The 16922-nt window shown below is 68.8% G+C and carries 18 protein-coding genes and 1 pseudogene; 7 read left to right on the plus strand and 12 right to left on the minus strand.

The genetic code is table 11. The features are described from left to right. The first annotated feature begins 192 nt into the window (after positions 1–192). Positions 193–825 (plus strand): TetR/AcrR family transcriptional regulator, encoded by a 633-nt coding sequence (locus ACWEQQ_RS32815; RefSeq protein WP_245550798.1) that lies wholly within the window; start codon positions 193–195, stop codon positions 823–825. A gap of 89 nt (positions 826–914) precedes the next feature. Continuing rightward, positions 915–1781 carry an alpha/beta fold hydrolase gene (locus tag ACWEQQ_RS32820; RefSeq protein WP_452342054.1) on the plus strand — a complete coding sequence of 289 codons (867 nt, stop codon included), beginning with the start codon at positions 915–917 and terminating at the stop codon, positions 1779–1781. Between the two features lie 13 nt (positions 1782–1794). Here ACWEQQ_RS32820 and ACWEQQ_RS32825 read toward each other — a convergent pair whose 3' ends face one another. The 3 genes and pseudogenes from ACWEQQ_RS32825 to ACWEQQ_RS32835 all read right to left on the minus strand — a co-directional run bounded on the left by ACWEQQ_RS32825 (position 1795) and on the right by ACWEQQ_RS32835 (position 5743). Then, entirely contained in the window at positions 1795–3270 is a 1476-nt protein-coding gene (locus tag ACWEQQ_RS32825; protein ID WP_452342080.1) for an aspartate ammonia-lyase, read from the minus strand. A gap of 72 nt (positions 3271–3342) precedes the next feature. Beyond that, a pseudogene (locus ACWEQQ_RS32830) lies at positions 3343–3678 on the minus strand (cyclic nucleotide-binding domain-containing protein); the annotation flags it as partial. Positions 3679–3694: 16 nt separating this feature from the next. Continuing rightward, a complete protein-coding gene (locus tag ACWEQQ_RS32835) occupies positions 3695–5743 on the minus strand; it encodes a prolyl oligopeptidase family serine peptidase (RefSeq protein ID WP_452350974.1) in 2049 nt (682 codons plus the stop codon). Positions 5744–5858: 115 nt separating this feature from the next. Between ACWEQQ_RS32835 and ACWEQQ_RS32840 the strand changes: the two genes are divergently transcribed. Further along, complete coding sequence (locus tag ACWEQQ_RS32840; RefSeq protein WP_452350975.1) at positions 5859–6860, plus strand: dipeptidase; 1002 nt, start codon at positions 5859–5861, stop codon at positions 6858–6860. A gap of 176 nt (positions 6861–7036) precedes the next feature. Beyond that, positions 7037–8440 carry a dihydrolipoyl dehydrogenase gene (gene lpdA, locus ACWEQQ_RS32845; protein ID WP_452342051.1) on the plus strand — a complete coding sequence of 468 codons (1404 nt, stop codon included), beginning with the start codon at positions 7037–7039 and terminating at the stop codon, positions 8438–8440. Positions 8441–8620: 180 nt separating this feature from the next. On the opposite strand, the gene ACWEQQ_RS32850 is transcribed toward lpdA, so the two are convergent. Both ACWEQQ_RS32850 and ACWEQQ_RS32855 read right to left on the minus strand, forming a co-directional pair. Next, the gene (locus ACWEQQ_RS32850; protein WP_452350976.1) at positions 8621–9100 is read right to left on the minus strand and encodes a nucleoside deaminase; all 480 of its coding nucleotides are present in this window, start codon (positions 9098–9100) and stop codon (positions 8621–8623) included. A gap of 35 nt (positions 9101–9135) precedes the next feature. Then, complete coding sequence (locus ACWEQQ_RS32855; protein ID WP_452342049.1) at positions 9136–9534, minus strand: winged helix-turn-helix transcriptional regulator; 399 nt, start codon at positions 9532–9534, stop codon at positions 9136–9138. A 109-nt stretch (positions 9535–9643) separates the two neighbouring features. On the opposite strand from ACWEQQ_RS32855, the gene ACWEQQ_RS32860 reads away from it, so the two are divergent. After that, positions 9644–10495, plus strand: coding sequence for an SDR family oxidoreductase (locus tag ACWEQQ_RS32860; RefSeq protein ID WP_452342048.1), 852 nt, complete (start codon positions 9644–9646; stop codon positions 10493–10495). Between the two features lie 43 nt (positions 10496–10538). On the opposite strand, the gene ACWEQQ_RS32865 is transcribed toward ACWEQQ_RS32860, so the two are convergent. From ACWEQQ_RS32865 to ACWEQQ_RS32885, 5 genes are all read right to left on the minus strand, one after another. After that, positions 10539–11030 (minus strand): aggregation-promoting factor C-terminal-like domain-containing protein, encoded by a 492-nt coding sequence (locus ACWEQQ_RS32865; RefSeq protein WP_452342047.1) that lies wholly within the window; start codon positions 11028–11030, stop codon positions 10539–10541. A 134-nt stretch (positions 11031–11164) separates the two neighbouring features. After that, the gene (locus ACWEQQ_RS32870) at positions 11165–12397 is read right to left on the minus strand and encodes an RNA polymerase sigma factor (RefSeq protein ID WP_452350977.1); all 1233 of its coding nucleotides are present in this window, start codon (positions 12395–12397) and stop codon (positions 11165–11167) included. 20 nt (positions 12398–12417) lie between these two features. Further along, a complete protein-coding gene (locus ACWEQQ_RS32875; protein ID WP_452342045.1) occupies positions 12418–12774 on the minus strand; it encodes a YciI family protein in 357 nt (118 codons plus the stop codon). 3 nt (positions 12775–12777) lie between these two features. Next, entirely contained in the window at positions 12778–13365 is a 588-nt protein-coding gene (locus ACWEQQ_RS32880; protein ID WP_452342044.1) for a dihydrofolate reductase family protein, read from the minus strand. A gap of 110 nt (positions 13366–13475) precedes the next feature. Next, positions 13476–13853, minus strand: a complete 378-nt coding sequence (locus ACWEQQ_RS32885; RefSeq protein WP_452342043.1) for a VOC family protein — start codon at positions 13851–13853, stop codon at positions 13476–13478. Positions 13854–13977: 124 nt separating this feature from the next. Between ACWEQQ_RS32885 and ACWEQQ_RS32890 the strand changes: the two genes are divergently transcribed. After that, entirely contained in the window at positions 13978–14757 is a 780-nt protein-coding gene (locus ACWEQQ_RS32890) for a TetR/AcrR family transcriptional regulator (protein WP_452350978.1), read from the plus strand. A gap of 102 nt (positions 14758–14859) precedes the next feature. Continuing rightward, on the plus strand, positions 14860–15522 hold the full coding sequence (locus ACWEQQ_RS32895; RefSeq protein WP_452350979.1) for a GNAT family N-acetyltransferase: 663 nt from the start codon (positions 14860–14862) through the stop codon (positions 15520–15522). 20 nt (positions 15523–15542) lie between these two features. Here ACWEQQ_RS32895 and ACWEQQ_RS32900 read toward each other — a convergent pair whose 3' ends face one another. Both ACWEQQ_RS32900 and ACWEQQ_RS32905 read right to left on the minus strand, forming a co-directional pair. Continuing rightward, positions 15543–16082 carry a carboxymuconolactone decarboxylase family protein gene (locus ACWEQQ_RS32900; RefSeq protein WP_452350980.1) on the minus strand — a complete coding sequence of 180 codons (540 nt, stop codon included), beginning with the start codon at positions 16080–16082 and terminating at the stop codon, positions 15543–15545. A 65-nt stretch (positions 16083–16147) separates the two neighbouring features. Further along, the gene (locus ACWEQQ_RS32905; protein ID WP_452342039.1) at positions 16148–16915 is read right to left on the minus strand and encodes a GntR family transcriptional regulator; all 768 of its coding nucleotides are present in this window, start codon (positions 16913–16915) and stop codon (positions 16148–16150) included. Positions 16916–16922 lie beyond the last annotated feature (7 nt).

Here is a 16922-nt window from a genome sequence, read left to right on the forward strand (position 1 = left end):
CCGCGAGTCTCTCCCCCCGGACCCGCGTCCCGAACCCGGGACGGTTCCCCTGCCTATACCCACCGTTCCGGGTGCGCCGCCCGGCCCGAAGTCACTGAGCCATCTTTCGGCTATCGCGCGGTAAGTCGAAGGTTCAAACGAAGGGCCCGATCCATGACGAGGGGATCGGGCCCTTCGGTATTGTCTGGCGCAATGTCACAGGAAACGAACGCGGGAAGAATGTACGCCGGGCAGCCCGTAGAAGACCGGCAGCGGCAGCGTCGTGCGCGTTTTCTGGAGTCCGGACTCACGGTGTTCGCGCGCGATGGATACGCCAATAGTTCTGTCGGAGCCATCTGCAAGGACGCCGGTCTCTCCTCGAGGCAGTTCTACGAGGAGTTCACCGGACGCGAATCGCTCTTGCTCGAGCTCTACGAGCAGATCGATCGCGAATCCCGGGAAGCCGTGGCGGCCACCATCGCCGAGCACTCCGACGCCAGCGCCATCGACATCATCGACGCCGCCGTACGCGCCTATATCGAGTCCATCGGGCGAGATCCGCGCAAGGCCAGAGTCGCGCTCGTCGAAGTCGTCGGGGCGGGACCCAAGGTGGAGAAGTTCCGCCTGGAACTGCGGCGCGCCTGGGGCGCGCTGCTGGCCAGCGCCGCCGAGGATGCCGCCCTGCACGGTGAAATCCCGCCCGGTGACTATGAAATGCGCGTGCTCGCCATCATCGGCGCCGTGAACTACGTGGTGGACGCCTGGAGCGGTTCGGAACCGCGCCAGCCGCTCGACGACGTGATCCGGGTGCTGCGCCGCATCATCATGGGCGCCGTCAGCGCCTGACCCGGCCCGAACCCCCGACCACCGACCCGGTTTCGCGCCCGTCCGCTGCCTCGCGGACGGGCGCGACCTTTACGGGTAGCGTGCCGATCATGGAGACCGTGCCCATCCAGATGCCCGACGGGACCACGGTGCCGGTGCGCTTGATACCGGCGAAAGGCCCGCACCGGCATCCGATTACGGCCGACCGCCCCCGGCCGGTGGTGGTGATCGCGCCCGGCCTGGGCGTCCCGGGGGAGTACTACTCGCTGTTCGGGAAGCCATTGGCGGACCGGGGTTTCGATGTGGCGCTGCTGGAGATCCGCGGAAACGGAGCCGCTCCGCCTCCCCGCGCTGGTAAGCCGAAACCCGGCGTCCCGAGCACCCACGGCTATCAGGAACTGGTGGCCATGGACTTCCCCGCCATGTTCGAGGTGGTGCGCGAGCGGTTCCCCGAGAGCACGCCGTACCTGCTGGGGCACAGCATGGGCGGCCAGCTCGGCGTCATGTACGCCTCCCGGATCCGCGGGCGGCTGGGCGGATTGATCCTCATCGCCTCGGGCACGCCGCATTTTCGCGGCTACACGGGCCTGGCCGCGGTGGGCAGCGCGGCGCTGTCGCTGACCGCCAATCTGGCCGGGTTCTGGCCCGGCGACACCATCGCCGCGGGCGGCTTCGGACGGCAGTCGAAGGCGCTGATCGCCGACTGGGCGCGGCTGGCCCGCACCGGCCGATTCCAGCCCGCCGGAGCCGATATCGACTACGAGGAGCGCATCGGGCGGCTGAAACTGCCGGTTCTGTCGATCACCATGACCGGCGACGAGCTGACCCCGCGCGGGTCGGCGCGGCAGCTGCTCGCCAAGCTGTCCGAGGCCGACATCACCACCTGGCACAATCCGGACCCGCTCGGGCACAACGGCTGGATCAGCGATCCCGAGTCCACCCTCGACCATGTCGAAAAGTGGCTCCGGGACCACTGAGTCGCGGGCCGATTCAGAGGGTGCGCGACCGCGGCGCGGTCATCTTCTCCGGGCTCAGCAGCTCGTCGAGCTCGTCCTTGCTCAGGGCGCTGCGCTCCAGCACCAGGTCGTAGACGCTGCCGCCGGTCCGCAACGCCTCCTTGGCGATCGCCGCCGACTGCTCGTAGCCGAGCTTGGGCACCAGCGCGGTCACCAGGCCGATGCTGTGCGCCACCAGATCCCGGCAGTGTTCCCGGTTGGCGGTGATGCCGGTGATGCAGCGGCTGGTCAGGGTGATGGCCGCATTGCGTAGCATCATCAGGCCCATCAGCAGGTCGTAGGCCATGATCGGTTCGGCCATGTTCAATTCCAGCTGGCTCGCCTCGGCGGCCATGGTGACGGTCATGTCGTAGCCGATGAGCTGGAAGCAGACCTGGTTCACCACCTCCGGGATGACCGGGTTGACCTTGCCCGGCATGATCGACGAACCCGGTTGGACCGCGGGCAGATTGATCTCGCCCAGGCCGGCGCGCGGGCCGCTGGAGAGCAGCCGCAGATCGTTGCAGATCTTGGACAGCTGGACCGCCGCGCGCTTGAGGGTGCCCGACACCGCCACGAAATCGCCCGAGTCCTGGGTGGCTTCGACCAGGTTCTCGGCCTGACGGATGGGCAGCCCGGTGATCTCGGCGAGATTCCGGGTCACCAGGTCCGCGTAGCCGGGCGGGCTGGTGATGCCGGTGCCGATGGCGGTGCCGCCCATGTTCACCGCGAGCAGGTCCTGCCCGATGCGCTGCAGATGGCTGATGGCCTCGCCGATCATCACCGCGTACGCACCGAACTCCTGGCCCAGCGTCATGGGGACGGCGTCCTGCAGCTGGGTGCGGCCCATCTTGATGACGTCGCCGAATTCGACCGCCTTGGCCCGCAGGGCATTCCGCAGTTCCGTCAATGCCGCGGCGGCGTCCTGCAGCGACAGGTACACGCCGAGCTTCACCGCGGTGGGGTAGACGTCATTGGTGGACTGCGAGCAGTTCACGTCGTCGTTGGGGTGCAGGTAGCGGTACTCGCCCTTGCGATGTCCCATCAGCTCCAGGCCGCGGTTGGCGATGACCTCGTTGGCGTTCATATTGGTCGAGGTGCCCGCACCGCCCTGCACCATGTCGACCATGAAGTCCTCGCACAGGCGCTGAGCGGCGGCGCCACCGGACTCCAGCAGTTCGTCGCAGGCTCCGATGATGGCCGTCGCCTTCTCCTGCGTGATCGAGCCGAGCTCAGCGTTCGCGAGTGCCGCGGCCTTTTTCACGTAGGCCAGTGCGGACACCAGGTGCCCGAACCGGCGCAGCTTCACGCCCGAGATCGGGAAGTTCTCCATCGCGCGCAGGGTCTGCACGCCGTAGTACGCCTCGGCGGGCAGTTCCCGGGTGCCGAGCGAATCGTGTTCGGTGCGAATGCCGCCCAGCGGCTGCTTGGCCGCGATCGCCGCCGCCAGCCGTTCGGAGACGCCGCGCATGCGGTGCGCGATGAGCTGGGCGACGCGGGCGACGATGCGGTAGTAGCGATCCGGGTGCAGCTCGGCCAGCTCCCGTAGGGTGGCGTCCGGGACCGCGAGCACCACCGCACCGTCGCGGGTGCGGCCGGTGGCGGTGTGCGGGGAGTCGTCCACCAGCGCGACCTCGGAGACCAGGCTGCCGGGGCCCAGGCGCGCGAGTTCGATCTCGTGGCCGGTGAGGCCGGAGATGATCTGGACCTCGCCCTCGACCACGATCCCCGCCCACTCCCGCGGCGTGGCCTCGTGGAACAGGGTTGAGCCGGCCGGATATTCGCGCCGCTCGGCGGTGGCGGCGAAGGACCGGACGTCGTCCGGATCGAGCCCGGTCGCGGCGGCGGTGGTCTCGATCAGCTCGTCCAGTTGGTCCACATCGGCTCCCGGGGCGTCAGTCCATCAGCTGCTGGGTGAAGAACTCGTAGATTATCGCCGCCTGGAAGGCGGACTGCTTGTTGTCCGCCGCGCCGCCGTGGCCGCCCTCGATGTTCTCGTAGTACCAGACGTCGTGGCCCTCGGATGCCAAGCGCGCGGCCATCTTTCGCGCATGTCCGGGGTGCACGCGGTCGTCGCGGGTGGAGGTGGTGAGCAGGATCGGCGGATACTGCCGGTCCGGGCTGGTGTTCTGGTACGGCGAGTACTTCGCGAGGTACTCCCACTCCTCCGGCTTGTCCGGATCGCCGTACTCGGCGATCCAGGACGCGCCCGCCAGCAGCAGGTGGTAGCGCTGCATGTCCAGCAGCGGCACCTGGCACACGATGGCCCCGAACAGCTCCGGGTATCGGGTCAGCATGACGCCCATGAGCAGGCCGCCATTGCTGCCGCCCACCGCGCCCAACTGCCCGGGCGTGGTGATGCCGCGCGTTACCAGATCCCGCGCCACGGCCGCGAAATCCTCGAAGGCCTTGTGCCGGTTGGCCTTCAGCACCGAGGTGTGCCATTCCGGGCCGTATTCGCCGCCACCGCGGATATTGGTCATGACGTAGGTGCCGCCGCGCTCCAGCCAGCCCATCCCCACCATGCCGCTGTAGCTGGGGGTGCGGGAGACCTCGAACCCGCCGTAACCGGACATTACGGTCGGGCCCGGGGAGCCCTGCCGATCGCGGTGGCGGATCACGAAATACGGGATCTGGGTGCCGTCGTCGGACTGCGCGAAGAACTGCTCGGTCACGATGCCGTCGGCGTCGAAGAAGCCCGGCTCCTGCTTGAGCACCTCCACGCTGCCGCCCACCGACCCCGACATCAGCGTGGCGGGGCGGGTGAAACCGCTGGTGGAGAGCATGAATTCGTCGCCGCCGTCGAGGCGGTCCAGATTCATGATGCTGGTGCTGGCCATGGCCGGGGTGTCGGCCAATGGCTCGCGGGTCCAGCCGTCGGAGTCGGGGGTGAGCACGTACAGCCTGGTCTGCACATCCTCCAGCGTGACCAGCAGCAGGTGGTTCTCGGTCCAGCCGTAGCCGTGCAGCGCGGTGTGCGCGTCGGGGGTGAACAGGACCTCGAAATCGCGTGCGCCGGACAGGAATTCCTCGAAGTCGGTGGCCAGCAGCGCACCGGCCGGATAGGTGGCGCCGTTCACCTCCCACGGCGACTTCAGCCGCACCAGTAGCCACCGCTTGTACCAGGTCTCGGTGGCGTCGGTGGGCACGTCGATGAAGCGCAGCGTGCCGTCGGACTCCAGCAGGTAGACCTCTTCGTTGAAGAAGTCGGTGGCGCGGCTCAGGAAGTGCCGCTCGTAGCCGGGGGTGCGGTCGTAGCCCGCGGAGACGGCCACATCGGTGACCTCGCCCTCGTACACGAATTCCGCCGCCTCCAGCGGGGTTCCGCGCCGCCAGCGCTTCACCACCCGCGGATAGCCGGAGTCGGTCAGCGAGCCGGGACCGAAATCGGTGCCCACGTACAGGGTGTCGTGATCGATCCAGGCGAAGTCCGACTTGGCCTCGGGTAGGTGGAAGCCGCCGTCCTCGGGTGCGATGAAAGTCTTTGCCTCGATATCGAATTCGCGGACCACCTTGGCGTCCGCGCCGCCGCGCGAGAGGCTGATGAGCGCGCGCCGCTGCTCCGGCCGCTTCACCGCCGCGCCACCCCAGACCCAGTTCTCGCCCTCAGCGGCCGCCAGCGCGTCCAGGTCGATGAGGATCTCCCAGTCCGGCTCGTCCTTCGCGTACTCGGCGAAGGTGGTGCGCCGCCACAGGCCCTTCGGGTGCTCGCGGTCGCGCCAGTAGTTGTAGAGCCACGGGCCGCGCCGGCCCGGATAGGCGATGCGGGTGTCGGTGTCGAGCATGGCCAGCACGCGCGCCTCGAGGTCGGTGAAGCGCTCCGAGGACGCGAACCGCTCCCTGGACACCGCATTACGTTCTTCCGCCCAGGTCAGGGCGCGTTCGCTCTCGACCTCTTCGAGCCACAGGTAGGGATCCGTCACTCCCTGTCCAACACCGGTCATGCCCACATTGTTGCCGAGGCGCGCGTTCGCCGGTCGCGAACGTATTGCCGGGCACTCCGCCGCACGGTCAGTAGGATTGCTGTTTCGCTACCGATCGGATCCAGGAGGCCTCGGCGTGTCGCATGAGCCCCGGCTGTGGGAACAGCACTGCTGCCTCCCACTGCTGCCGACCGCGGACCTCACCGAGCTGACGCGGTACCCGCTGGGCTCGTACCTCTCGGTCAATATCGGCTACGCGCCGCAATCCACCCGCGAGTCGCTCGAGCTGGTCACCCAGTTCCGGCGGGATGCCCTGACCGACGGCCGATTCCGCCTGGTGCACAGCATCGAGGACGCCTGGCCGGAGGTCCCCACCGCGGAGACCGACGCCACCCTCGCGCTGGCCTTCGACCTCGAGGACTCCGGGCCGCTGGGGGGTGATCTCGACAATGTCGAGCTGTTCCACGAACTGGGGCTGCGCTCGCTGCTGCCCACCTACAACCACGCCAACGCGGCCGGCTGCGGGTGCCTCGACAGCGACGACACCGGCCTCACCGCCTACGGCCGCGACCTGATCCGTACGCTCAACCAGGTCGGGGTGTTCGCCGACGGGTCGCACTGCTCGCGGCGCACGGGACTCGACATCGCCGAGACCACGACCGTGCCGATGATCTACAGCCACTCGAATTTCGCGACACTGTGGGCACATCCGCGCAATATCGGCGACGACCAGGCCAAGGCGTGCGCGGCCACCGGGGGTGTGATCGGCATCAACGGGGTCGGCATCTTCCTGGGCCGCAACGAACCCGCCGACGGGGCCGGGCGCATCGAGGCCATGGCCGACCACATCGCCTACGGCGCGGAACTGGTCGGCATCGAGCACATCGGGATCGGCTCCGACTACTCCTTCGACGCCGAGGATTTCAACGCCGAACTGGCCGGCAATCCGGACAGCTACTCCGAGGAGTACACGCGCTACGGCCAATTGCAGTGGGCGCCACCGGAAGACCTGCTCGGCACGTCCGGGGTGCGGGGGCTGGACGAGGTGCTGGCCGCGCGCGGCTTCTCCGCCGCCGACCGGACGGCCGTCTTCGGCGGCAATTTCGCGCGCGTGGCGCGGCAGGTCTGGCGGGGTTAGCCGCGGCGGGCCCGGCGGGATCAACGGACCGTCGGGGATCTCGGCCGGTCCACCGGGCGCAACGGACTGATCGGTCGCATCCAGGCTGCGGGCGTGACCTCTCTCACGTGTTCCGCGTCTCACGCGGGCGGGGGATGGCTGAGTGAGGTCCCGGCAACAGGTCTAGTCTCGATGCCGTGACTTCCCACTACGATGTCGTCGTTCTCGGCGCTGGTCCCGGCGGTTACGTCGCCGCGATCCGTGCCGCTCAACTCGGCCTGCGAACAGCGATCGTCGAGCAGAAATACTGGGGTGGCGTGTGCCTGAACGTGGGCTGCATTCCGTCCAAGGCACTGCTGCGCAATGCGGAGCTGGCTCATATCTTCACCAAGGAAGCGAAGACCTTCGGTATCTCCGGTAGCGCGACCTTCGACTTCGGCGCGGCGTTCGACCGCAGCCGCAAGGTCGCGGACGGCCGGGTCAAGGGCGTCCACTTCCTGATGAAGAAGAACAAGATCGACGAGTTCGACGGCAAGGGCACCTTCACCGGCCCGAAGTCGCTCTCGGTCGCGCTCACCAAGGGCGGCACCGAGGACATCACGTTCGACAACGTGATCATCGCCGCGGGCACCGAGACCAAGCTGCTGCCGGGCACCTCGCTGTCCGCCAACGTGGTCACCTATGAGGAGCAGATCCTCACCCGTGACCTGCCGGGTTCCATCCTCATCGTGGGTGCGGGCGCCATCGGCATGGAGTTCGCCTACGTCCTCAAGAACTACGGCGTGGACGTGCGCATCGTCGAATTCCTCGACCGCGCACTGCCGAACGAGGACGCCGACATCTCCAAGGAGATCACCAAGGCGTACAAGAAGCTCGGAATCACCATCACCACCTCCGCGGCCGTGCAGTCCATCGAGGACGACGGCTCCAAGGTCACCGTGTCGATCAAGGACAACAAGTCCGGCGCGATCGAGACCGTCACCGTGGACAAGGTGCTGCAGGCCGTCGGCTTCGCGCCGCGCGTGCAGGGCTACGGCCTGGAGAACACCGGCGTGCAGCTCACCGACCGCGGCGCCATCGCGATCGACGAGTACATGCGCACCAACGTCCCCGGCATCTACGCCATCGGTGACGTCACCGCCCTGCTGCAGCTCGCGCACGTCGCCGAGGCGCAGGGCGTGGTCGCGGCCGAGACCATCGCGGGCGCGGAGACCATGTCGCTGGGCGACTACCGCATGATGCCGCGCGCCACCTTCTGTCAGCCGCAGGTCGCCTCCTTCGGCCTCACCGAGCAGCAGGCCCGCGACGAGGGCTACGACGTGAAGGTCGCGACCTTCCCGTTCACCGCCAACGGCAAGGCGCACGGCCTCGGCGACGCGCAGGGCTTCGTCAAGCTCATCTCCGACGCCAAGTACGGCGAGCTCATCGGCGGCCACCTCATCGGCCCCGACGTCTCCGAACTGCTGCCGGAACTGACCCTGGCCCAGAAGTGGGATCTCACGGTCAACGAACTGGCCCGCAACGTCCACACCCACCCGACCCTGTCGGAGGCCCTCCAGGAAGCGATCCACGGCCTGGCCGGCCACATGATCAACTTCTAGCTCTCGAAGACTCTCAGGGGCTACGCCCCTGAAACCCCAAGGGATTTCGGGGGCCGGCCCCCGAACCCCCGAAGGGGAAGCGAGTCCCGCGAATCTCAGGGTTCCGTCGCCGAAACCCCGAAGCGGCCCGGTGCCGGCGATTTCCGCTGGCACCGGGCCGCTTTCGTTCTTTCGAGCGGTTCAGTCAGCCAAGTGCAGGCGGCGGTGGAGGGCGTAGACGCGGTCGGTGAGTTCCGGGAAGGGGCCGGAGACCGGGATGCCCGGGGCCACCTCCTGGATGGCGAGGGGGCGGATGGGGCCCACGGGGACGCCGAACTCGTTGAGCCACTCCGTGAGCTGGGCGGTGGAGGCGGCATAGACGATGCGGCCCAGGCCGACCCAGGCGTGCGCGGCCGAGCACATGGCGCAGTGTTCGCCGGAGGTGTAGACCGTGGCCGTCGCCCGGTCCTCGGGGGTGAGGTGCTCGGCGGCCCAGCGGGCCAGCTCGAATTCGGGGTGGCGAGTGGCGTCGCCGCCGGACACGCGGTTGCGGTCCTCGGCGAGCACGGTGCCGTCCGCGCCGACCAGCAGTGACCCGAACGGCTCGTCGCCCGCGTCCAGGGCTTCGGCGGCCAGCTCCACGCAGCGTTCGAGATACTGCAGATCAGCGTCGACGGACATGCGGCTCCGTTCTTCGGTTTACGCGGTTCTTCGATTTACGTGCGGTGGTAGGCGGTCTGGGCCGCTTCGATCTTCGCGATATTCGATTCGAGGATCTCGATGAGGCCGACGAGCTGGTCGGCCACCTGCGCGCCGAGGTCGGTGAGGGTGTACTCGACGACCGGCGGGATGGATTGCTGGACTTCGCGATTGACCATGCCGTCGCGTTCCAGGGTCTGCAGGGTCTGGGAGAGCATGCGCTCGGAGATGCCGTCCACGCGGCGGCGCAGCGCCGAGAACCGGTAGGGGCCCTCGCGCAGGGCGGCCAGGGCGAGCACGCCCCAGCGACTGGCGACGTCTTGCAGGACCGGGCGCGAGGAGCAGTTGCGGGCGAAGACGTCGGCTTCCAGGGTGGGGTCGTCCGGGTAGGACTGGTCGGAAGGCCGAGCGTTCATGAGATCGAGGTTACCTGTGTTTCGGGTAGCGGTTCTGGAATAGCATGTGCTTACTATTAGTTAGTACATGTCAGCAGTGCAGTTCATACCCTGAAACCTGGAGGTAGTCATGACCGTCGCAGTCACCGGAGCAAGCGGACAGCTGGGTCGCCTGGTCGTCGAGGCGCTGTTGAAGGACGGATCGCAGCCGGTGGTGGCGGTGGTCCGCGATCCCGCCAAGGTGGCCGATCTGGCCGCGCGGGGTGTCGAGGTGCGGGTGGCGAGCTATGACGATCCGGAAGCGCTCGAGCGCGCCTTCCAGGGCGTCGACCGCGTACTGCTGGTCTCCGGCAACGAGTTCACCAAGCGCGTCGCCCAGCACACCAACGTGCTGCGCGCGGCCGAGCGGGCGGGCGTGAAACTGCTGGCCTACACCAGCATTCCGCAGGCCGATCGCAATCCGCTGATCCTGGCCCAGGAGCACATCGGCACCGAGGCCGCGCTGGCCGGAGCGAGCATCCCGACCGTGCTGCTGCGCAACGGCTGGTACTGGGAGAACTACACCGGCGGCCTGGCACACGCCATCGAGACGGGCGTGCTGCACGGCGCGGCGGGCGAGGGCAAGGTATCCGGTGCGGCCCGCGCCGATTACGCCGAGGCCGCCGCTCGCGTCCTCACCACCGACGGTCACGAGGGCAAGGTCTACGAGCTCGGCGGCGACGAGACGCTCTCGTATGCCGAACTGGCGCAGGTGATCTCGGAGGTGGCCGGCAAGCCGGTCCGCTACCAGGACCTGCCGCAGGCCGACTACGCCGCGGCGTTGCAGGGCGCGGGTCTGGACGCCGCCTATGCCGCCGCCCTGGCCGATGCCGACGCCGGTATCGCCGACGGCATCCTGGCCGTCGAGTCCGGTGATCTGCAGCGGTTGCTGGGCCGCCCGTCGACCCCGGTCGCCGAGGTCTTCCGGGCCGCGCTGAGCTGATCGAGATACGTACCGGGCTGATCGAGTTCGGGGACCGGCAGGCTCAGTACCAGTTGTGGGCCTGCCAGAAGCCCCAGGCCGCATTCGGGCTGCCGTAGCGCGCGACCATGTAGCGGTAGGCCCAGCGCAGCTGGGTGAGCGGGTTGAACATCCAGTCCGGGCCCTCGCTGAACATCTTCTGCGCGGGGAGGGCCTGGGCCAGCCCGTAGGCGCCGGAGGTCGGGTTGATCGCGAAGACCTGCCAGTCGCTCTCGTGCGTGATGATCTGATTGAACGACCCCCACTGGTCCCCGGGCACGACGAAACGTGACAGTGTCTGCAAGGCCGGTTTGGAGAACCGCTGGGCCGCGCCGACCAGCTGCAGCAGGGACGCCGGGTCCACCGGCAGGGCGGCCGGGAGCGCGGATTGGGCGATGGGGTCGGCGATTTCGGTGCGCGCGTCGGCGGTGCCGACGGCGACGGTGAGCGGGGCGAGAGCCGCCACGAGCAGTCCGAGGACGGTGGCTCGGAGTGGACGCTTGTCGAGAATGGGCAACGCCTGGTCCTTCCGTGTCGTTCACGAAAAAACAGACCCATCTGGCTTCAGCTAGGAACCGACCGTACGCCCTGCCGTTTCCCGGGAGGGGTGAGCGACACGCGGTGAAATGCCTGATCGGAGTGGATTGCCGGTCAGCGCGCCCGGCCGAGCAGCAACTCCCGCTCGATCTCATTGCCGGTCAGATCGGCCGCGCGCCGAAAAGCGGCCCGCGCCTCCGCATCCCGGCCCAGCCGCGCCAGCAGATCCCCGCGGACGGCGTGCAGCAGGTGATAGTCGTCGAGCGCCCCGGTCGCGGCAACGGCGTCGATCAACTCCAGGCCGGCGCCGGGTCCGTGCACCATGGTCACCGCGACCGCCCGGTTCAACTCCACGATCGGTGACGGAAACCGTTGCGCCAGTACGGCATACAGTCCGGCGATGCGCCGCCAGTCGGTCTCGGCGGCGGTCGGGGCGACGGCGTGCACGGAGGCGATGGCGGCCTGGAGCGCGTAGCGCCCGGGCGGAAGGTCCCGCGTCCGATTCAGCGTGTGCGCGCGGCCCAGCGCGGACAGGCCGCGTTCGATCGAGAGCCGATTCCATCGGGACCGGTCCTGATCGGGCAGCAGCACCAGCGCGTTGTCCCCGTCACTGCGGGCGGTGGTGCGGGATGCCTGCAGTTCCAGCAGGGCCGCCAGCCCGTACGCCTCCGGCTCCTCGGGCAGCAGCCCGGTCAGGATGCGCGCCAGACGCAGTGCGTCCTCGCACAATTCGGCCCGGACCCAGCGCTCGCCGGAGGTGGCGGTATAGCCCTCGTTGAAGATCAGGTAGATGACCTCGAGCACGGAGTCCAGGCGCGCGGCCAGCTCGGCGCCGGCGGGCACCTCGTAGGGAATCCGTTTGGCCGCGATGGTGCGCTTGGCGCGCACGATGCGTTGCGCCACGGTCGATTCCGGGACCAGATGGGCCCGCGCGATCTCGGCCGTGGTCAGGCCGCCCACCATGCGCAGGGTGAGCGCTGCCCGCGCCGGGGGTGAGAGCACCGGATGGCAGGCGGTGAAGATCATGCGCAGCAGGTCGTCCGCGATGGTCGGTTCCGGTTCGCCGGGCGGCTGCTCGGCCGTGAGCGTCTCACGGCCGAGCAGCTCCAGCTTCCGCGCGAAGTTCACGTCGCGCCGAATGCGGTCCACCGCGCGGTGTTTCGCCGTCAGCATGAGCCAGCCGCCCGGATTCGGCGGGACGCCGTCGCGAGGCCACTGTTCCAGCGCCGCCACATGGGCGTCCTGCGCGAGCTCCTCGGCGGTCGCGATATCGCCGACCAGGCGGGTCAGGCCCGCCACCAGACGCGGCCATTCGATGCGCCAGGCCGCCTCCACGGCCCGGCGCACCCGCCGCTCCTGCTGCGGATTCAGTTCTGGCCGTCCAGTTGTCGTACCTCGAGCTCGATGTCCCAGTCCGGCCCGTGCACCCGCAGGAACCGGGACGCCCACTCGGCCGCCTCCTCCTGCGAACGGCTCTGCAGCACCAGGTATCCGCCGATGATCTCCTTGGATTCGGTGTACGGCCCGTCCATGACCGTCTGCACGCCGCCGGTCTGCCGGATCCGGGTGCCCTCCTCGATCGGGCGCAGGCCCGCGGTGTCGAGCAGCACGCCCGCCTTGGTCATCTCCTCGATGATCTCGTTGACCTTGGCGATCAGGTCGTCGCCGGGCCCTTCCTCGGGCATCTGGGCGGGGTCCAGGCGAATCAGTGCCAGGTATCGCATTGCTCAATCCTCTCGCTGGGCGACTGCATAGCGGACATAGAGGGCACCACCGTCGAACGACTTCGATTCCAGCAGGTTCAGATTCAGTTCGGTCTTGTCCCGGAACATAGGGGTGCCGGAGCCGATTGTCACCGGATGGATGACGATGCGGTACTCGTCGATGAGCCCGGCGTCGGTGAACCAGTGCACCAGGGTCGGGCTGCCGTAGATGACCAGCGCGCCGCCGTGCTCCGCCTTCAGCTCCGCGATGCGCGCCGCCCCGTCGCCGTCGATGATCCGGGTGTTCCGCCAGCCGGCCGACGCGAGCGTGGTCGAGAAGACGATCTTGTCGATATTCGTGACCCATTCGGCGTGTTCGAGATCGTGTGCCGTGGCCTCCGGGTTGTCCGGAACGCTCGACCAGTGATCGCGCATGCCCTCGAAGGTCTTGCGACCATAGATCGTGGTACCGATATCGGCCCGGATGTGCTCGTCGTGGAAGGCGGCGAGGTCCGGACTGTAGGCGCCGAATGTCCATTCCAGTCCCAGCTCGGTGGGTGAGGCCGCGAAACCGTCGAGGGTCATGTGCTCGAAAGCCACCACTTTTCGCATCGGATTCCTCTCGTCGAAGTGCCGGGCCGCGGTTCGGCCCTCGCCTACTCCTCGAACGGGCCCGGCCGGAATCGACACGTTCGACCGAGGAATCTTTCAGCGGGTTCCGGTCAGACCCACTGGACCAGTTGGATGACGATCCCGTTCGGGTCGAGGGCCTGGAAATAGCGCTCGCCCCACGGCTCGGTCTCGATGGGGGTCACGATCGGCACGCCTTCGCGTTGGACGCGGGCGTATTCGGCGTCGATGTCGTCGACGACGAACACCACCAGCAGGCCCTGGCCCGCGCTGCCCGCGATGCGGTCCGGCTTGAAGCTGCCGAGGCCGGTGCGCAGATAGATGACGTCGAATCCGGCGTCGGGCCGAGTCACGTCGACGAAGCCGTCGGCCGACATCTTCTCGGTGAAACCGAAGTGGTCGATGAGGAACGTCGCCGAGGCGATCGGGTCGGGCACGTTCAGGGAGATCGCGGATGCGGTGATGGTCATGGGGCCTCCTCGGGTGGTGCCGATCAATTCTGTACTAAGTACGCTGTACTTCGTACAGACATTCCCGACAGCATGCAAAGTGGCGACTGTCACATCGATACGATCGGCGGCGGAGGTGACGCGAATGGCCGGACGAAGCGGGGAACGCAGCAGCGCGGGCGACCCGGTGCGCACGCTGGAACTGCTGTGGCGCGAGCCCGGATCCGGCGGTTCGGCGCGCGGGCCCAAACAGCGCACCACCCTCGACGCCGTCATCGCGGCCGCGCTGGAGATCGCCGACGGTGCGGGGCTGGGCGCGCTCACCATGCGGTCGGTGGCGGCCAAGCTGGGCATCACGCCCATGGCCACCTACACCTACGTGCCGGGCAAGGCCGAACTGCTCGACCTCATGCTCGACACCGTCTATCAGCGCATGCCGCGTCACGATCTCACCGGAATGCCCTGGCGGGAGCGGGTTTCCGTGATCGCCGCCGAGAATCGCGCCCTGCTGGCCGGGCATCCGTGGGTGGCCTATCTGCCGACCACGCGGCCGCCGCTGGGTCCCGGCGTGGCCGCGAAATACGACCACGAGCTGCGCGCCTTCGACGGGCTCGGCCTCGGCGATCTGGAGATGGACGCCGCCCTCACCTATGTGCTGGGCTTCGTGACCTCGACCGCGCAGCTGGCCATCGACAGCGCCCGGGCCGCGACCGAGAGCGGGCACTCCGATCGCGAGTGGTGGGAGCGGGCGGCCCCGCTGCTGGCGCGGGTCTTCGACGCCGGCCGCTATCCTCTGGCGGCCCGGATCGGCGCGGTCGCGGGGCAGGCCCACGACAGCGCCTACGGTGCGGACCACGCCTACGAGTTCGGGCTGGCCCGGGTCCTGGACGGATTGGCCGCGCTCATCGAAAACCGCAGGCCCTGAGCGCGGCCGGTCGGTTCGGACAACCTGCGCAAGAGAGACCGATCGGGACGATGGTCTCAATTTCGCCGCGCGGATCGGGCGATCGCGGGCAGAATTCCCCCCATGCCGCGATCAACCCCGGCAATCGTCGCCGCCGAAACCTTCAGTCGGGCAGCGCAGCCGGTGCTCCCGATGGGAGACGGGCTGGTGCTGCGGCCGTGGCTGCGCCGGGACGGACCCGAGGTGTACGCGGCCTTCCAGGATCCGGCCATTCGGCGCTGGCATGTGCGCACCGCGGACACCGTGGAGGAGGCCGGGGAGTGGGTGGACTCCTGGGCGCGCTCGTGGAGCGGTGGCACCGCGGCCAATTGGGCTGTCGCCGATGGCCGCAGCGGCCGGCTGATGGGCCGGGCCTCGCTGCATCACATCGAACTCGGGCACGGCGAGGCCGAGCTGGCGTACTGGGTGGTCCCGGCGGCACGCGGCCGCGGCATCGCCCCGCGGGCGGTGGAGGCGCTGGTCGGCTGGGCCTTCGAGGTGGCCGGATTCCACCGCTTGGAATTACGGCATTCCGTGCATAACGCCCAATCCTGCCGGGTGGCACACAAATCCGGCTTCCTGCTCGAGGGCATCAATCGCAGCGCGGGCCTGCACGACGACGGCTGGCACGACATGCACCTGCACGCCCGCATCCAGCCCGCCGAACCCGCCTCCGCGCATCGCATCCCGCACGCCGAGACCGTTCCCGAAGCCGCCACCCAGCCGGTCTACCGCGTGCGCCGCTGACGCACGGCCGGATCGCGCGGCTAGTGGTCGGTTTGGATGCGGAGGGCGGTGATGGTGCTGGCCAGGCCCTCGTACTGGTTGGTGAGCAGAACGATTTCGATGAGGCGCCGCTCGTCGTAGTGGTCGGCGAGGGCTCGCCAGGTGGCGTCGTCGAGGTCGCGGGTGGCGACCAGCTGGTCCACGGCGGTGAGCAGCGCGCGCTCCTTGGCAGACCATCCGGCGGCGGCCGGGCCCGCGCGGAGACGGTCCAGGATTTCGGCGGTAACGCCCGCGCGGCGGCCCAGCCGGATGTGATGGTCGGTCTCGTATTCGCACTGGCGCAGGTGCGCGACGCGCAGGATGACCAGTTCGGACTCGTACCGGAGCAGTTTGCCGCCCGGCATGAGGCGGCCGGAGAAGTGCAGCCAGCCCCGGAACAGGCCGCCGGTCCGGCCCAGCGTGCTGAACAGATGCGCGTCCTCCGTGCCCGCGGCACGGGAAAGCGCCTGCCAGACAACCCAGTTCACTGGACCGAGCTCCCGCAGGCGACCAGGAGCGATGCGTGGCTTCGTCGACACCATCTCCCCAGTCAACACCCTGTCTGAGCCACTCGCCAGACCGACGGCCCGGCGCGGCGCGGATCGGGTCACTCGCGGACCGCCTGGGCGAGTTTGGTGAGCTCCAGCGCGCGGCGGGCGCGGGTCAGGACGTGCGCCCGGGAGCTGGTGAGGTGGGCCAGGAGGGTGCGCAGGGCGGTGTCCAGATCCCCGGCGAGCAGGTGTTCGGCGATGGCGATATGGTCCTCGGCCATGGCGGCGATCCGCCCGGGGGTGGGCATGTCCAGGGCCCGCACCGGCCGCACCCGCGCGTGCACCGTCGAGAGCGCCTCGGCCAGTGCGGAATTGCCGGCGGCCAGCAGGAGTGTGGTGTGGAACCGCTCGTCCGCGGCGATGAGCTCGGCCCCGGGCTCCGGCGGATGCTCGCGTACGCGCCGCCAGAGCTCGAGCTCTCGCTCGACCGCGCCCAGATCGTGCGGCGTGACCGCAGGCCGAGCCGCCAGGGCCGGCGGTTCCGGCTGCACGGCGGCGGCCAGCGGTTCCGGGAGTGCCGCCGCGGTGGCCTGCAAGCGTTGGATTCCTCTGGCTTCCAGGACTATTCGGAGTTCGTACAGGTCCCCGAGTTCGTCGACCCGGGGACGGTACGGGTAGAGGCCGTCGGTGTGGCGTTCCAGCAGGCCGTCGGCGAGGAGCCGGGCCAGCGCCTCGCGGACCGGGGTACGGGAGACGCCGTAGGTCTCGGCGAGGCGTTCCTCGCCGAGACGCTCGGTGGGTACCAGCATCCCGGCCGCGAGATCGCGCTGCATGGATCGATAGACCCGCTCGGACAACGGAATACGCCCCCTGCGCGCGTTCACGGAGTGT

The organism is Nocardia sp. NPDC004123 (assembly GCF_053603795.1).

Coding starts and splice junctions, on each gene's coding strand:
- ACWEQQ_RS32815 (WP_245550798.1), top strand. CDS start 193: ATGTCACAGGAAACGAACGCGGGAAGAATGTACGCCGGGCAGCCCGTA.
- ACWEQQ_RS32820 (WP_452342054.1), top strand. CDS start 915: ATGGAGACCGTGCCCATCCAGATGCCCGACGGGACCACGGTGCCGGTG.
- ACWEQQ_RS32825 (WP_452342080.1), bottom strand. CDS start 3,270: ATGCGCGGCGTCTCCGAACGGCTGGCGGCGGCGATCGCGGCCAAGCAG.
- ACWEQQ_RS32835 (WP_452350974.1), bottom strand. CDS start 5,743: ATGACCGGTGTTGGACAGGGAGTGACGGATCCCTACCTGTGGCTCGAA.
- ACWEQQ_RS32850 (WP_452350976.1), bottom strand. CDS start 9,100: ATGTCCGTCGACGCTGATCTGCAGTATCTCGAACGCTGCGTGGAGCTG.
- ACWEQQ_RS32855 (WP_452342049.1), bottom strand. CDS start 9,534: ATGAACGCTCGGCCTTCCGACCAGTCCTACCCGGACGACCCCACCCTG.
- ACWEQQ_RS32860 (WP_452342048.1), top strand. CDS start 9,644: ATGACCGTCGCAGTCACCGGAGCAAGCGGACAGCTGGGTCGCCTGGTC.
- ACWEQQ_RS32875 (WP_452342045.1), bottom strand. CDS start 12,774: ATGCGATACCTGGCACTGATTCGCCTGGACCCCGCCCAGATGCCCGAG.
- ACWEQQ_RS32880 (WP_452342044.1), bottom strand. CDS start 13,365: ATGCGAAAAGTGGTGGCTTTCGAGCACATGACCCTCGACGGTTTCGCG.
- ACWEQQ_RS32885 (WP_452342043.1), bottom strand. CDS start 13,853: ATGACCATCACCGCATCCGCGATCTCCCTGAACGTGCCCGACCCGATC.
- ACWEQQ_RS32890 (WP_452350978.1), top strand. CDS start 13,978: ATGGCCGGACGAAGCGGGGAACGCAGCAGCGCGGGCGACCCGGTGCGC.
- ACWEQQ_RS32895 (WP_452350979.1), top strand. CDS start 14,860: ATGCCGCGATCAACCCCGGCAATCGTCGCCGCCGAAACCTTCAGTCGG.
- ACWEQQ_RS32900 (WP_452350980.1), bottom strand. CDS start 16,082: ATGGTGTCGACGAAGCCACGCATCGCTCCTGGTCGCCTGCGGGAGCTC.